We start from the raw sequence: 15,468 nt of genomic DNA, 5'->3' as shown, positions 1-15,468 counted from the left end.
TCTATGCCGGGCCGTGTCACAGCACCAGCAAGCCGCGTTCGCCCAGAGCAAACCGTCGTAACACGGCCGGATATAAGCGATGCTCTTGCACCAATACCCGCGCGGCCAAATCCGCCTCGGTATCGCCCGGCAAGACGGGCACAACCGCACGCCCCAATAGCGGGCCATTATCCAGCACGGCGGTGACTTCATGCACCGAACATCCGGCCTCTGCATCGCCTGCGTCAAGCGCGCGGGCATGGGTGTGCAATCCGGGGTATTTGGGCAAAAGGCTGGGATGAATGTTCAACATCCGGCCTTCAAATTTTGCCACAAAAGCCGGCGTCAAAACCCGCATGAACCCTGCAAGGCACAAGATATCGGGCTTTGCGGCCAAAATCGGCTTTAATAACGCCGCCTCGAACGCCGCACGGTCGCGACCAAAGGGCCGATGGTCCACCGCCGCCGTGGCAATCCCCAACTCGGCAGCCCGCAGCAACCCGCCCGCCTGCGGGTCGTTGGACGCTACAAGCACCGGACGACAGGGGTGATCGCCGACCATATCCCGGCACAAAGCCAGCATGTTGGAGCCACCCCCGGAAATCAGGATGGCAACGCGCTTCACAGCAGGCGGCCCTTGTAGATCACGCCGTTACCAGGCACCACATGGCCCATTGCCACCACGGTTTCGCCCGCATTTCTCAGCAATGCGGTCACGGCCTCGGCCCGATCGGCGCGAACCACCAGCATCATTCCGATGCCGCAGTTGAAAGTCTTCAACAACTCAGGCTCCGCCATCCCCGCCGTCTCGGCCAGCCAGCGAAAGACAGGGGGCAACTTCCACGCAGACAGGTCAATTTCGCAGGCCAGCCCTTCAGGGATCACGCGCGGCGGGTTCTCGGTCAAACCACCCCCGGTGATATGTGCCAACGCATGTACGCCCCCTGCCCGCACCGCAGCCAAGGCCTGCTTTACATAAAGCCGCGTTGGCGCCAGCAAAGCCTCGCCCAGCTTGCCCGCGCTGAACGGGCAATCCGCATCCCATCCAAGGCCAGAAACCTCGACCACCTTGCGCACAAAGGAATAACCGTTGGAATGCACCCCGTTCGAGGCAAGCCCAAGCAGCACATCCCCCGCCCCAACCCCGTCGGGCAAGGCCGTCCCGCGTTCCATCGCACCAACAGCGAATCCCGCAAGGTCAAAATCATTCTTGTGGTACATCCCCGGCATTTCTGCCGTCTCGCCCCCGATCAAGGCACAGCCCGAGGCCTCGCAGCCCGCCGCAATCCCCTCTATGATTCGCGTGGCCTGATCAAGATCCAGCTTGCCAGTTGCGAAATAATCCAGAAAGAACAACGGCTCGGCACCTTGGCACACAAGATCATTCACACACATCGCCACCAGATCAACGCCGATTGTATCCACGTTGCCGGTATCAATCGCGATGCGCAGCTTGGTGCCGACACCGTCCGTTGCCGCTACCAGGATCGGGTCGCTATAGCCTGCGGCCTTCAGATCAAACAAGGCCCCAAAACCGCCCAACCCCGACATGGTGCCGGGCCGCGCCGTGCGTTTGGCTGCCGGTTTGATCCGCTCGACCAGCGCATTCCCTGCGTCAATATCCACGCCCGCATCGGCATAGGTCAATCCGTTTTTGCCCGTCATATCCGCCCCCGGCGTTTAGGGGGCGCAACTGGCCCCAAAGATTCCTGCCCCAGATAGACGATTGCGCGCGCCAGCACAACAAAACGAAAGAACCATTTTCGGAATTGCCCAACCCACCGTCTGCACATATGTTTTTCGGATGACCTATAAAATTGATTTGATGGAGAGATAAATGGGAATGCTTAAACCCGCGACGAATATCAAGATCAGCCAAGCCGATGCATTGAAAATCTTTGAATGGTTGCATGGCAAGTCTGGGCTAAAGACCAGTGACATGACCAAAGAAGACCAAGGCATGGCACAAACGATCATGGTCGAAATGCTGGATGCAAGCTTTGCAGTTGGCTTTATCGAGGCTCTGTTTCGGTCCAGTGTCAAAGTGCCGTCTGGCCCGGCGGCCGTGATAAAGGCCTTTCTGAAGGGGGCTGGTAAAAATCTTCTGAAATACAAGGATAAGGACGATATCAAGAAAATGCTGAAAAAACCGATTATCTACAAGATGATTTACAACACCGTGAAGCTTAAAACCAAATCGCTTTGGGCAATCAGGATTTCTATTGGCGAATGGTGACTCGTCAAAGGCAAAATGCCCGCGAAACAGCAAGGATTTTGAAAAATCGGTGCAAAGGCAAGGGGAATAATCTGGTCATGGTGGGTGATAAGGGATTTGAACCCCTGACATCTTCGATGTGAACGAAGCGCTCTACCACTGAGCTAATCACCCGCCGCTGCGCCGTTTAATCGTCTTCCCTATCCTGCGCAAGGGTCTCTTTCGATGCCGCAGCTGCGCCACCGCCTTTGCCGCCACCGCGCCGCAACTTCAAGATCAGGATTTCGGCGTTACCCTCATCGCGTTGGCGGTTCACCTTCATCTTGCCCAAGGGCGGCAGGTTCAGCTCTTCGCCCGCCGAAAGCGCATCGCCCAGAACCCCCAAAGCCGCCTCGACAATCAGTTTCACGTCTTTCTTCTTGGCGCCCGAGGCTTTGACGATCCGCTCTACCAACTCTTGCTTTTTTACCATCTGGGGTTGGTCATTATCGGCAAGCGAAGCGGTCGCGCTTGGTGTATCACTGGTGTTCAGCGTTCCGGCAACAACCGACATTTTCGGCACCAAGACATCGGCGGGCTTGATGTATGGCGCTGGGGTTCGCCCCCGCACAGCCGGTTTCGTGCTGCTGGTTTTCTCTGCTGATTTTGCTTTTTCGCTGTCACTTTTGATTGTGGCCATGATGGCAACCGCCTTTTTGTTTTGGTCCCTGTACAAGGTCAAACTAACCCGCTTTGCGGGCTTTGGGAATGACAAACTCTCGGATATCGCCCGGACAAAATGCAAAAAAGGCGCGCTCTTGCAAGCGCGCCTTTCGATGTTGCCTACCACGCGCTTAATGTGCGGTGTGTTGAATGCCGCTATCCACTTTGGCTTGGCGGGCCGCCGCCGCGGCTTCTTCCGCCGCCTCATCCCATTCCACCGGCTCAGGCTGCCGCACGAGCGCCAATTTCAGCACTTCGCGCACATGGGTTACCGGGATAATCGTCAGGCCTTGTTTGACATTCTCGGGGATCTCGGACAGATCCTTTTCGTTTTCCTGCGGGATCAGCACGGTTTTGATCCCCCCCCGCAGCGCTGCCAGCAGCTTTTCCTTCAGGCCGCCGATCGGCATCGCATTGCCGCGCAACGACACCTCACCTGTCATCGCAATATCCTTGCGCACGGGTATCTGTGTCAGAACGGAAACAATCGAGGTGACCATCGCCAAACCGGCACTAGGTCCGTCCTTGGGCGTTGCGCCATCCGGCACATGAACATGGATATCAATCGTTTCAAACTTCGGCGGTTTGACCCCGATCTCGGGGCTGATAGAGCGGACATAGGAAGACGCCGCATCAATCGACTCCTTCATCACATCGCCCAGCTTGCCGGTCGTCTTCATCCGGCCTTTGCCCGGCAGGCGCAGCGCCTCGATCGACAGCAATTCGCCACCAACAGAGGTCCAGGCAAGCCCGGTAACCACGCCAATCTGGTCTTCTGCCTCGGCCAGCCCATAGCGATAGCGTTTAACCCCAAGGAAGCCTTCCAGCCCCTCAATCGTCACTTTCACCACTTTGGTCTTGCCCTTGACGATCTCGGTCACGGCCTTGCGCGCCAGCTTTGCCAGCTCTCGCTCAAGGTTGCGAACGCCCGCTTCGCGCGTATAGGTGCGGATCACCTCCAGCAGCGCATCATCCGCGATAGCGAATTCACCCTTTTTCAAGGCGTGGTTTTTCACCTGCTTGGGGATCAGGTGCTGCTTTGCAATCTCGCGCTTTTCATCTTCCGTATAGCCCGACAGCGGAATAATTTCCATCCGGTCAAGCAGCGGCGACGGCATGTTATAGCTGTTCGCCGTGGTCAGGAACATCACATTCGACAGGTCATATTCGACCTCAAGATAGTGATCGGTGAAAGTGGCGTTCTGTTCGGGGTCCAACACCTCCAGCATGGCGCTGGCCGGGTCGCCCCGGAAATCCTGCCCCATTTTGTCGATTTCATCCAACAAGATCAGCGGGTTCGTCGTTTTCGCCTTTTTCAGTGCCTGGATGATCTTGCCGGGCATAGAGCCGATATAGGTCCGGCGGTGGCCGCGAATTTCGGACTCGTCACGCACCCCGCCAAGGCTGATGCGAATAAACTCACGCCCGGTCGCTTTCGCAACCGACCGGCCCAACGATGTTTTCCCGACACCCGGAGGGCCAACAAGGCACAGGATCGGGCCTTTCAGCTTGGCCGACCGCGCCTGAACCGCCAGATATTCTACAATCCGCTCCTTGACCTTTTCCAGCCCATAGTGATCGGCATCCAGCACCGCTTGCGCCTTGGCCAGATCTTTCTTGACGCGGGATTTCACCCCCCACGGCACGCCCAGCAGCCAGTCAAGATAGTTGCGCACAACTGTTGCCTCGGCGCTCATCGGGCTCATGCTTTTCAGCTTTTTGACCTCGGCATCCGCCTTCTCCCGCGCCTCTTTTGACAGGGCGGTCTTGGCGATCCGGGCCTCAAGCTCGGCAATCTCGTTCTGGCCGTCCTCGCCGTCACCCAGCTCTTTCTGAATGGCCTTCATCTGCTCATTCAAATAATACTCGCGCTGGGTGCGCTCCATCTGGCTTTTCACACGGGTCTTGATTTTTTTCTCAACCTGCAAGACCGACATTTCGCCTTGCATATGGCCGTATACTTTTTCCAGCCGCTTGCCGATATCCAGCGTTTCCAACAAGATCTGCTTTTCGGCAACCTCAATCCCCAGATGCCCGGCGGCCAGATCGGCCAGACGCGAAGGTTCGCGCGTTTCAGCAACAGAAACCAGTGCCTCTTCGGGGATGTTTTTCTTGATCTTGGCATAGCGCTCAAATTCATCGGCCACGGCCCGCACCAGCGCGCCCACGGTAGCCGTGTCACCCGGCAACTCCTCCAGGCTGATGGCCTCGGCTTCAAAATACCGATCGTTTTCGATGAATTCGGTAATCTGCACCCGGCTTTTACCTTCCACCAGCACCTTGACGGTGCCGTCGGGCAGTTTCAACAGTTGCAAAACATTGGCCAAAACCCCGGCGCGATAAATACCGTCGCTTGTGGGGTCATCGACCGTTGGGTCCATCTGGCTGGATAGCAATATCTGGCGATCTTCGGCCATCACCTCTTCCAACGCGCGAACCGATTTTTCACGCCCGACAAACAGCGGCACGATCATATGCGGAAACACCACAATATCGCGCAACGGCAACACGGGATAGCTGGGGGATTTTACGTCGCTCATTTTATTTCCTTCTCTGGCAGGAAAACCTTGTCCCGGCATTTCGGCAACATGCGGCTTTCCCCTCTTATGTCACCATATCTGGTGTTGCATGACAGGTCTGTCAACCAGCCCAGCCGAATTTGACACAATGATGCGCCCGTCCTGTCCGCACATCAAGGGCAGTTTGCGTGGAATTTAACAGAAAACCGCGCCCAAGCCTGACTCTACGTCACGCAACCGGCAACAACGCCGCCGCAATCCGGCGCCCTTCGGACAAAAGCACATTATAGGTGCGTGCCGCCGCGGGTGAGTTCATGACCTCGACCCCGATGCCGGCTGCCTCCAGCTCTTGCCGGAAAGCAAGCGGCACATGGGCAATCTCGGCGCCCATACCGACGAACAGAACGTCAATTTTGCCAATCAGGGCCAAGGGGGCTGCCGTATCCTCCAGCCCGCCCCAAGGCCCTGCATCCCAGGGCGTCACCAGAACCGCGCCCTGCAGTACGCGCCCCGCCACCCGAAAAAACCCCGGCCCATAGCTGTCGATGGGCTGGGCATTATCATAGGTAACTTCGGTCAGGCGCATCCCGCATCCTTACGCATCAATACTGTCATATTCCGCTTACGCCTCGATATTGGCATATTCCGAGGGTGTTCCCTTGCCGCCCTTGGGTTTGTCCGAACGGTCCAACCCGATAAACAGCACCACGTTTTTGGCAACATAGACAGAAGAATAGGTGCCGACAATCACACCAAGAAAAATCGCAAGGCTGAACCCCCGGATAACATCGCCGCCCCAGATCAGCATCGCCCCCAGTGCCATCAACGTCGTGCCCGAGGTCATGACCGTCCGGCTCAGCGTCTCGTTCACCGAAAGGTTCATCACCTCACGCAGCGGCATGGTTTTGAATTTCACAAGATTTTCGCGTAAACGGTCAAACACCACAACGGTATCGTTGATCGAATACCCCAAGATCGTCAGCAAAGCCGCGACGATGGTCAGATCAAACTTCCATTGAAACACCGCAAACAGGCCAACGGTAATGATCACATCATGCACCAGCGCCAAAACCCCGCCCAGTGCAAACTGCCATTCAAACCGCAGCCAGATGTAAATCAAAACCCCGACACTGGTTGCCAGAACCGCCATGACCGAGGTCCAGATCAATTCAGACGAAACCTTTGGCCCGACCAATTCCACCGACACCACCTTCAACGCCGCATCAATAGCAACCAGGGCAACCTTCACCCGGTCCAGCGTTTCCGGGGTCACCGCTTCATAGCCATCTTGCGCGCCGATACGAATCTGGGCGACATGCTGATTGGCGCGGAAGGACGGGTCAAACACCTCGGTGATCGACACATCCCCCACATCCAGCGCGGTCAGGGCCTGACGATATGCGCCCACATCTACCGGCGTCGTGCTTTCGGTGCGCAGCGTTGTGCCGCCCTGAAAGTCGATGCCAAAATTCAGCCCCATAAAGGCGGTTGCCAACAGGGCCGCGACAATCATCACCATGGAACCGCCAAAAGTAAGCCACTGCCAGCGGAAAAAGTTGATATTGGTCTTTTCAGGAACGAGCTTCAGACGCCATGCCATTCTCGGCTCTCCTTACAATTCGATGGTCTTGGGACGGCGCCAGCCGAACCAGACCGCAATCAACAGCCGCGTCACGAAAATCGCACTGAACACCGAAGTGATGATCCCGACGCCCAGAACCACGGCAAAGCCACGCACCGGCCCGGCCCCAAAGAAAAACAAGGCGGCGGCTGTAATCAAGGTAGTCACGTTGGCGTCCACAATCGCCGACATTGCCTTTTCATAGCCGATGTCAATCGCCCGCGCCGGGCCTTTCGCGGTTTTCAACTCTTCGCGAATGCGTTCGAACACCAGCACGTTGGCATCCACCGCCATCCCGATGGTCAGCACGATCCCGGCAATCCCCGGCAAGGTAAGCGTGCCGCCAATCGCCGTCAGAATCGCAAAAATAAGCGCGATATTGATCGCCAGCGCAGCGTTGGCAAACATGCCGAACAGCCCGTAAGAGGCAAGCATGTAAACGCCGACAACGACCACCGCGATCACCGCCGCGATCTTGCCTGCATCAATACTGTCTTGCCCGAGTTCCGGGCCAACCGTGCGTTCTTCCAGAAAGGTCATCTCGGCGGGCAGCGCGCCTGCGCGCAGCAGCACCGCCAGCTTGGTGCTTTCCTCGACATCAAAACTACCGGTAATGATGCCGGACCCGCCCGCGATATGGCTTTGAATCACCGGTGCCGAAATCACCTCGCTGTCCAGCACAATCGCAAAGGGGCTGCCGATGTTATTGGCGGTATAATCGCCAAACAGCCGCGCCCCCGCCGGGTTGAAGCGAAAGCTAACGGCGGGGCGGTTGTTCTGATCAAAGGCGGGCTGCGCATCGGTCAGGTCTTCGCCGGTCACAACCGGGGTCTGTTCAACAATATAATACTGCCCGACCTCATCTGCCGAGGGCAGCAACAGGTTGCGCGCACCGGGGTTGGCCCCCGCATCCGTAGTGCGCCCGACAACCGGGTGGAACGTCAGCTTTGCCGTGGTCCCGATCAATTGTTTCAACTCAGACGCCGATCCGATTCCCGGCACCTGAATCAAGATCCGGTCTTCGCCCTGCCGCTAAATCGTCGGCTCGCGCGTGCCTGCGGCATCGACCCGGCGACGAATGATTTCCAGCGATTGCTGAAGCGTGCGGGTATCCATTGCCGCCCGCTCCGCTTCCGATAGCTGCACGATGATCTGATCACCCTCAGCCGTCACCTCAATGTCACTTTGCCCCACGCCGGTCAGCGACACCACCGGCGTCGCCAGGGCCTTTACCGCCGTCAGCGCCGCCTGCATGCCATCGGGCTTGGAGATGGCCACGCGCAAAACACCTGGAACCGATGGCTGCTGGCGCACGGTGCCAACCGTATCACGCACATCGCCCAGGGCCTTGCGCACCTGTGGCCACATCCCGTCAATCCGCGCGGCATAGACATCGGCGACCTGCACTTCGGCCAGCAAATGCGCGCCGCCGCGCAGATCAAGCCCAAGGTTCACCAGCCCCGAGGGCATCCATGACGGCCATGCTGCAATCGCCGCCGCCTGCTCTGGCGTGGCCACACCTTGCGCCAATTCCACCGCAGCTACGGCGTCATTATGCGTCTCAACCTTGGAATAAAACAGGTTCGGCACCGCAAGGATAATCCCGAAGGCACAAAGCCCCAGAATTATCACGCGCTTCCACAGCGGGATCTGCAACATGGGATATGGCTTTCTGAACTTAGGCCGCTGCCGGCTCGGTCTTGGACATGACCTGCGCGATGGTGTGCTTCAGCACCTTGACCTTGACGCCCTCGGCAATCTCTACCTCGATGACGCCATCATCGGCAACCTTCAGAACCTTGCCGATGATTCCGCCCTGTGTCAGCACTTGATCACCACGCCGCAGCGCCTCGACCATCGCCTTATGCTCTTTCAGCTTTTTTTGCTGTGGGCGGATCAACAGAAAATACATGATCGCAAAGATCAGGATCAGCGGCGCCAGCGAAGTCACGGTGCCCATGGCACCCCCGGCAGTCTGCGCAAAAGCAGGTGTAGCAAACATCAAAAATCCTCTCGGTCGGTGGGGTATTACCCCTTTGTCAGGGCTTGGGCCCCAGATTTGTCGCCGCGCACCCTATATCCGGCGCGTCCTGTCCGCAAGGCAGCGAAAACGTGCCTGCCTCGGCCATATAAGGCCCCGGCGGCGGAATGTGTAGCCCACAACGCCCAAAAACCCCCACACCGCCCCGCGCAGATCAAAGCTGCGCAAGACGTCAACCACAGTTTCATCCGCGCCCCGACTGCCGCCCGATTTTTCCCGTTCCCCTTCTTGCTATAATAAGGCATATCTGCCCCATTCAAAGAATGAGGCCCAAAATGCACGATATCAAAGCGATCCGAGAGAACCCCGAGGCTTTTGATGCCGCCCTTGCCCGGCGCGGCCTGCCCCCCCTCTCGCCCGAAATCCTTGATATCGACGCCGCGCGCCGTAGCAAAATTCTAGCCGCTGAAACCGCGACAGCCGCCCAGAATGCGGCCTCCAAGCAGGTTGGCGCTGCCAAAGCTGCGGGGAATGAGGCCGAGTTCGAACAACTCCGCGCGCTGGTGGCCGAGAAAAAAGCCGAAATCGCCACATTGAATGAAGAAGCCGCCGCCGAGGATGCCCGTCTGCGCGACCTTTTGGTCAGCATCCCGAACCTGCCGCTTGCGCAGGCACCCGAGGGCCGGGATGAGGCCGACAATGTCGAGATTCGCCGTTGGGGCACCCCACGCGCCCTTGATTTCAAGCCGCTGGAGCATTTCCAAATTCCCGCCGCGCTGCCCGGCCTGGATTTCGCCACCGCAGCCAAACTTTCTGGCAGCCGTTTCGTTGTGCTGCGCGGCGCGATGATCCGCATCCACCGCGCGCTGGCGCAGTTCATGCTGGATACGCATACCGAGGACCACGGGTTGTCCGAGGTCTGGACCCCGGTTCTGGTGAAAGATGAGGCGATGTTCGGCACCGGCAACCTGCCGAAATTTGCCGAAGACAGCTATCAAACCACCAACGGCTGGTGGTTGATACCGACCTCGGAAGTCACCCTGACAAATACCGTCGCAGGCGAGACACTGGACGAAGCCCAGCTACCGATCCGCATGACCGCCCACACCCAGTGCTTTCGCTCCGAGGCCGGGTCGGCGGGGCGTGATACCTCGGGTATGCTGCGCCAGCACCAGTTCGAAAAGGTCGAGATGGTCAGCATCACCACCCCGGAGGCCTCGCTTGCCGAACATGACCGCATGACCGGCTGCGCCGAGGCGATCTTGCAAAAGCTGAACCTGCCCTACCGTGTGGTGGTGCTGTGCACTGGCGATATGGGATTTGGCGCCACCAAGACCCATGATCTGGAGGTTTGGCTGCCCGGACAAGATACCTATCGTGAAATCAGCTCGGTTTCGGTCTGCGGCGATTTTCAGGCACGCCGGATGAATGCGCGCTTCAAGCCCGCAGGTGGCGGCAAGCCCGAGTTTGTGCATACGCTTAACGGCTCTGGCCTTGCCGTCGGTCGCTGCCTGATTGCGGTGCTGGAAAACGGGCAGCAGGCCGATGGCTCTATAGATCTGCCTGCGGTGCTGCATCCCTATCTGCGGGGAAAAACCAGGGTCACGGCGGCGGGTGAATTGGTCTGAACCACGGTTTGCGCGCTGACATTCTGGTTGCGCGCAAACGCCTTGGGGCGGGCTTTCAAGCAGGGTGCAAAGGCTTTGCCCTTGGCGTTCTTCGACGGGCCGCGGAAATGGGCCACAGACAAAACAAGCTGCACTTGCCGCTGTTTTTGTCCCAATGGTTCAGATCGGCGGTTCAGGTCGGCATTTCAGATCGACATTTCAGGTCGGCGGTAAACCGCCTTAGCCGCCCAGGATGACCAAAACATAGTTCCGGGTTTCGGTATAGGGTGGGATGCCTGCATGTTTTTCAACCGCCGCCGGTCCCGCGTTATAGGCCGCCAAGGCCAAACGCCAACTGCCGAATCGGTTGTACATCATCCGCAAATAGCGCGCGCCGCCCTCAAGGTTCTGATGCGGGTTGTTGATGTCTACGCCCAGTTTGCGCGCGGTTCCGGGCATCAACTGCGCCAGCCCGGTGGCCCCTGCATGCGACAGTGCCGATGGGTTCCACCCGGATTCCTGCTGTACCAGACGCAAGAACAAATCTTCGGGAACGGAATGTTTGCGTGCAGCCGCTTTGGCTACAGCCAGATACTCGCCCTTGTAATTGCCCCGAAACCGCGGAATAGCCGCATCTTTGGCGACGGCAACAGGGTTTGGCTGCAACCGCACCGAGGCAGAATACTGCTTTGAAAGCCGGGTATCCAGCAGCCGCGTCTGCGACTTGAACACCGCGTTGCGGGAACTTGATTTGCCTGCCAAGACCAACGCCTCAGCCATCACCGGCCCGACCATGAACAGAGACGCAAAACACATCACAAAAATCGCCCGAAGCATCGGCCAGCCCCAAATTTATCCCCGCTATCAGGCCTGAACATTACAGAATATGCGCAGAAAGGCCAGCCCTTCGCTGCCAATCCGCCAGCGGGCGCGCAGATCAAACAGCCCCGCATGGTTGATCTGCGCCGGTTCTGCATTTGTCAGGCCCGGTGATCGTGTTGCGGCGAAGGGCCGGCAGCGGTATAGACTTTGATATCCTGTTCCGGCGAAACTGCCGCTGCGGGCAATGGAATCAGACACTCGAAACCGGTGTGTCATTAGCGGGGGGCCAAATGGCTGGATCAGTAAACAAGGTCATCATCATCGGAAATCTGGGCCGCGACCCCGAAGTGCGCAACTTTGCCAATGGCGGCAAAGTCGTGAACTTGCGCGTTGCGACCTCGGAAAACTGGCGCGACAAATCCACGGGGGAACGCAAGGAACGGACGGAATGGCACTCGGTCGCGATTTTCGATGAAAATATCGCGAAAGTGGCGGAGCAATATCTTAGAAAAGGCTCTACCGTCTATCTTGAAGGCCAGATTGAAACCCGGAAATGGCAAGACCAAAGCGGGGCTGATCGCTATTCTACCGAGGTGGTTTTGCGCCCCTTCCGCAGCACAATGACCATGCTTGGTGGTCGCAATGACGGTGGGCCTTCTGGCGGGCCTTCTGGTGGGGCCGATGGCGGCTACGATGATCGCGACAGGTATGAGGGTGGCGACTCATCGCGCGGCTCAGGCGGTCGTGGCGCATCCGGGGGCCTATCGGGCGGTGGCAGATCAGATATGGATGATGAGATTCCATTCTAAAGCGCTTCGCCTTGGACCTGACATGCATGTCGCGGCCTGAAATCAAAGGTTTCAACGCGTTATGTGACAGACCTTGTTTCTAGCCAAAGCCGTAACGCCATAACGCTTCGTTTTCAGGTTTATCGGTGTCACCGCCCAATTCGCGGTGGCACCATTTTCCCGGCCAGGCCGCTGCACTGGCCCGCACCACCTGTCTGCGCAGGTCGGGTACAGCCAGTTCCGGCCCCCTTTTGCCCAGCCAAGAGTTTTGGCGTCGCCACCACTGGACGTCCACGCAATAATTCCCTATATATTCAGTCAGAATAACGCGTGAGGCCAAGATGAACCAGCCGCAGGACCGGATTGAAGGAACCCCTTTGATCAAGCCATCCACCACAGATCACCCGCTATATGAGCAGGTGGTAGAGGCATGCCGTACGGTATTTGACCCGGAAATTCCGGTCAATATCCACGATCTTGGCCTGATCTATACCATTGAAATTTCTGCTGAAAACGACGTCGAGATTTTGATGTCGCTGACAGCACCCGGCTGCCCCGTTGCGGGCGAGATGCCCGGTTGGGTCGCCGATGCGGTAGAGCCACTTGCCGGTGTGAAATCGGTGAATGTGGGCATGACGTTTGAACCGCCCTGGGGCATGGAGATGATGTCAGACGAGGCGCGGCTGGAACTCGGCTTTATGTAATGCGGGATTGCTGCCCTTGAGAGGGGCAGCCATAAATCCTATATTGCAGATAGTGATAAAAAGGACGCCCCCAATGTTCGGTATTCCCGGAAAAGCCGCTGTTACGCTAACCCCTTCCGCTACAAGGCAAATCTTGCGGTTGATGGAGAAACAGGGCGCGGCAGGCCTGCGCATCGGCGTGAAAAAGGGGGGCTGCGCCGGCATGGAATACACCATGGATTACGTCTCGGCGGTAAACCCGATGGATGAAACCGTTGAACAGGACGGGGCGCTGGTGATGATCGCGCCAATGGCACAGATGTTTCTGTTCGGAACAGAGATTGACTATGAAACCTCGCTGCTGGAGGCCGGGTTCAAGTTTCGCAACCCAAATGTTTCCGAAGCCTGTGGCTGCGGCGAGTCGATCAAGTTCAAGAACGCCTGATTTGGGTTTTTCGGTAAAAATTCAACCTTCGGCACAGCTATTCCAGCCAGGATGAAATGCGGGGTTTGCCCCATTCCCAAAGCCCGAAAAATCCCTTAGCCCTGTAGGCAGTAATTTTGGAGGGATGAAGATGCGTAAGCTGGCTGCTGGAAACTGGAAGATGAACGGGTCTGTTGAGGATCTGGACGAGGTGACTGCACTGATTGCAGCCCATCCGGCACCGGGCTGCGAGATGTTGCTCTGCCCGCCTGCAACGCTGCTGTCGCGCATGGCAGAGCGTGCGGCAGGTTCGTCGCTGATGGTCGGTGGCCAGGATTGCCACGCCAAGACCTCGGGCGCGCATACGGGCGATGTTTCGGCACAGATGCTGAAGGATGCAGGCGCGACCCATGTGATCCTTGGCCATTCCGAGCGCCGCGCCGATCATGGCGAAAGCGATATATCCGTGCGGGCCAAGACGATAGCCGCGCAGGCTGCCGGGCTGACGGTGATCGTTTGCATTGGCGAAACCGAGGCACAGCGCAATGCGGGCGATACCCTAGCCGTGATTGGTCGCCAGCTTGAAGGCTCGTTGCCGACCAGCCTGACCACCGCGCCGGATGGGTTGGTGATTGCCTATGAACCGGTTTGGGCCATAGGTACCGGGCGCACGCCGACGCTGCAAGAGGTTGGCGAGGTCCATGGATTTATCCGCGCGACTTTGACCAAACGCTATGGTGAGGCGGCGAACGGCCTGCGCCTGCTTTATGGCGGATCGGTAAAAGCCTCAAACGCGGCGGCGATTTTTGCGGTGCCGCATGTAAACGGTGCGCTTGTCGGCGGTGCCAGCCTGAAGGCGGCTGATTTTGGGCCTATCGTCTTGGCTTTGGCTGTATCGTGATGCCCTTGCAAAGCCTGTCACAATCGCCCAACGACCCCGCATTCGTGCAAAACCCTTACTCTTTTTATGATCGTGCGCGCGCTGCCGGGCCGTTTTTCCATTGGCAGGAGTACGGCAAAACCTGCGCCACCTCTTACGCTGCCGTAAATGCCATCTTGCGTGATCGGCGTTTTGGCCGCGAAATCCCGGCTGATCAACAGCCCGAAATTGCCCCGCATACCGCCCCGTTTTACGCTGTCGAGGCACATTCGATGCTGGAGTTGGAGCCACCGCGCCACACCAGGCTGCGGGGCTTGGTGATGCGGGCCTTTACCTCGCGCCGCATCACCGCACTTGCGCCCGAAATTGCCCAGTTGGCGCATGAACTGGTTGACGCCTTGCCTGCGGGCGATTTCGACCTGCTGCGGGCTTTTGCCCAACGCTTGCCCGTGACCATCATCGCCCGGCTTTTGGGCGTTCCCGAGGAGATGGGCGAGGATCTCCTGCGCTGGTCCAATGCCATGGTGAAAATGTATATCGCCGGGCGCAGCCGCGCTGATGAGGATGCCGCCGCCGAGGCCAGCCGTGATTTTACCGCCTTCATGCGCAGCTATATTGACGCCCGCCGGGCCCACCCTGCCGATGATCTGATCACCCATCTGATTGCCGCTGAGGAGGCAGGGGAAAAGCTGTCAACGGATGAGCTGATCACCACCTGCATCTTGCTGTTGAACGCCGGACATGAGGCGACAGTACACAGCATCGGCAACGGGGTGAAAACCTTGCTGGAAACCGCAACCCCCATCACCACCGCCCCGATTGAGGCCGTGGTGGAAGAGCTGATCCGCTTTGACCCGCCGCTGCATATGTTCACCCGCTACGCTTACGCTGATGTAGAGGTGATGGGCCATCTCATTCCCAAAGGCTCTGAACTGGCCCTGCTTTTGGCAGCCGCCAACCACGATCCAGCGGCATTTGAGGCCCCGGCCCGGTTCAACCCGCACCGCCCGGTCAAAGCAAACCTCAGCTTTGGTGCGGGGTTGCATTTTTGCGTTGGCGCCCCCTTGGCACGGTTGGAATTGCAGGTCGCCCTGCCGATCTTGTTTGAACGGCTGCCGAATCTGCGCTTGGCTGAGGTGCCGCGATATGCAGATCTCTATCATTTCCATGGGCTTGAACGGCTCATGGTGACGGCCTGACCCACTTGGCATAAGCACCTTTGGGGGGCTGAATTATTTGCCGTCAGG

16 protein-coding genes, 1 tRNA gene and 1 pseudogene are annotated in these 15,468 nt (G+C 58.2%); 7 read left to right on the top strand and 11 right to left on the bottom strand.

What is annotated here, in order from left to right:
* Positions 1–16: 16 nt before the first annotated feature.
* Positions 17–604, bottom strand: coding sequence for a phosphoribosylglycinamide formyltransferase (purN, locus tag VDP61_RS04020; protein ID WP_323005654.1), 588 nt, complete (start codon positions 602–604; stop codon positions 17–19).
* Entirely contained in the window at positions 601–1,644 is a 1,044-nt protein-coding gene (purM, locus tag VDP61_RS04015) for a phosphoribosylformylglycinamidine cyclo-ligase (RefSeq protein WP_323005653.1), read from the bottom strand. The genes purN and purM overlap by 4 nt, the downstream gene beginning before the upstream one ends.
* A gap of 172 nt (positions 1,645–1,816) precedes the next feature.
* Between purM and VDP61_RS04010 the strand changes: the two genes are divergently transcribed.
* A complete protein-coding gene (locus VDP61_RS04010) occupies positions 1,817–2,215 on the top strand; it encodes a hypothetical protein (RefSeq protein WP_323005652.1) in 399 nt (132 codons plus the stop codon).
* Between the two features lie 78 nt (positions 2,216–2,293).
* Here VDP61_RS04010 and VDP61_RS04005 read toward each other — a convergent pair.
* The 7 genes and pseudogenes from VDP61_RS04005 to yajC form a co-directional block, all read right to left on the bottom strand.
* Positions 2,294–2,368, bottom strand: a tRNA-Val gene (locus tag VDP61_RS04005).
* Between the two features lie 13 nt (positions 2,369–2,381).
* The gene (locus VDP61_RS04000) at positions 2,382–2,873 is read right to left on the bottom strand and encodes an HU family DNA-binding protein (protein ID WP_323005651.1); all 492 of its coding nucleotides are present in this window, start codon (positions 2,871–2,873) and stop codon (positions 2,382–2,384) included.
* A gap of 154 nt (positions 2,874–3,027) precedes the next feature.
* Positions 3,028–5,436: an endopeptidase La gene (gene lon, locus VDP61_RS03995; RefSeq protein WP_323005650.1), complete on the bottom strand. Its 2,409-nt coding sequence runs from the start codon at positions 5,434–5,436 to the stop codon at positions 3,028–3,030.
* A 208-nt stretch (positions 5,437–5,644) separates the two neighbouring features.
* Entirely contained in the window at positions 5,645–6,001 is a 357-nt protein-coding gene (locus VDP61_RS03990; RefSeq protein ID WP_323005649.1) for an Mth938-like domain-containing protein, read from the bottom strand.
* A gap of 36 nt (positions 6,002–6,037) precedes the next feature.
* On the bottom strand, positions 6,038–7,015 hold the full coding sequence (gene secF / locus VDP61_RS03985) for a protein translocase subunit SecF (RefSeq protein ID WP_323005648.1): 978 nt from the start codon (positions 7,013–7,015) through the stop codon (positions 6,038–6,040).
* Positions 7,016–7,027: 12 nt separating this feature from the next.
* A pseudogene (gene secD, locus VDP61_RS03980) lies at positions 7,028–8,695 on the bottom strand (protein translocase subunit SecD).
* Positions 8,696–8,714: 19 nt separating this feature from the next.
* Positions 8,715–9,038 carry a preprotein translocase subunit YajC gene (gene yajC, locus VDP61_RS03975; protein ID WP_323005647.1) on the bottom strand — a complete coding sequence of 108 codons (324 nt, stop codon included), beginning with the start codon at positions 9,036–9,038 and terminating at the stop codon, positions 8,715–8,717.
* Between the two features lie 314 nt (positions 9,039–9,352).
* Between yajC and serS the strand changes: the two genes are divergently transcribed.
* Positions 9,353–10,645, top strand: coding sequence for a serine--tRNA ligase (serS, locus tag VDP61_RS03970; protein WP_323005646.1), 1,293 nt, complete (start codon positions 9,353–9,355; stop codon positions 10,643–10,645).
* Positions 10,646–10,864: 219 nt separating this feature from the next.
* Here the strand turns inward: serS and VDP61_RS03965 are convergent, their stop codons facing one another.
* Positions 10,865–11,419 (bottom strand): lytic transglycosylase domain-containing protein, encoded by a 555-nt coding sequence (locus VDP61_RS03965; protein ID WP_416236486.1) that lies wholly within the window; start codon positions 11,417–11,419, stop codon positions 10,865–10,867.
* A 317-nt stretch (positions 11,420–11,736) separates the two neighbouring features.
* On the opposite strand from VDP61_RS03965, the gene ssb reads away from it, so the two are divergent.
* Positions 11,737–12,255, top strand: coding sequence for a single-stranded DNA-binding protein (gene ssb, locus VDP61_RS03960; RefSeq protein WP_323005644.1), 519 nt, complete (start codon positions 11,737–11,739; stop codon positions 12,253–12,255).
* A gap of 79 nt (positions 12,256–12,334) precedes the next feature.
* Here the strand turns inward: ssb and VDP61_RS03955 are convergent, their stop codons facing one another.
* Positions 12,335–12,529, bottom strand: coding sequence for a hypothetical protein (locus VDP61_RS03955; protein WP_323005643.1), 195 nt, complete (start codon positions 12,527–12,529; stop codon positions 12,335–12,337).
* Positions 12,530–12,575: 46 nt separating this feature from the next.
* Between VDP61_RS03955 and VDP61_RS03950 the strand changes: the two genes are divergently transcribed.
* From VDP61_RS03950 to VDP61_RS03935, 4 genes are all read left to right on the top strand, one after another.
* Positions 12,576–12,938: a DUF59 domain-containing protein gene (locus tag VDP61_RS03950; protein WP_323005642.1), complete on the top strand. Its 363-nt coding sequence runs from the start codon at positions 12,576–12,578 to the stop codon at positions 12,936–12,938.
* Between the two features lie 73 nt (positions 12,939–13,011).
* On the top strand, positions 13,012–13,362 hold the full coding sequence (locus VDP61_RS03945; RefSeq protein WP_323005641.1) for an iron-sulfur cluster assembly accessory protein: 351 nt from the start codon (positions 13,012–13,014) through the stop codon (positions 13,360–13,362).
* 130 nt (positions 13,363–13,492) lie between these two features.
* Positions 13,493–14,242 carry a triose-phosphate isomerase gene (tpiA, locus tag VDP61_RS03940; protein WP_323005640.1) on the top strand — a complete coding sequence of 250 codons (750 nt, stop codon included), beginning with the start codon at positions 13,493–13,495 and terminating at the stop codon, positions 14,240–14,242.
* A 5-nt stretch (positions 14,243–14,247) separates the two neighbouring features.
* On the top strand, positions 14,248–15,420 hold the full coding sequence (locus VDP61_RS03935) for a cytochrome P450 (protein WP_323005678.1): 1,173 nt from the start codon (positions 14,248–14,250) through the stop codon (positions 15,418–15,420).
* Positions 15,421–15,468 lie beyond the last annotated feature (48 nt).

Source organism: Pseudorhodobacter sp. (assembly GCF_034675685.1).
Classification (GTDB): Bacteria; Pseudomonadota; Alphaproteobacteria; order Rhodobacterales; family Rhodobacteraceae; genus Pseudorhodobacter.
Note: the sequence above shows the minus strand (reverse complement) of the source record. Positions and strands in the feature narration are given on the sequence as shown.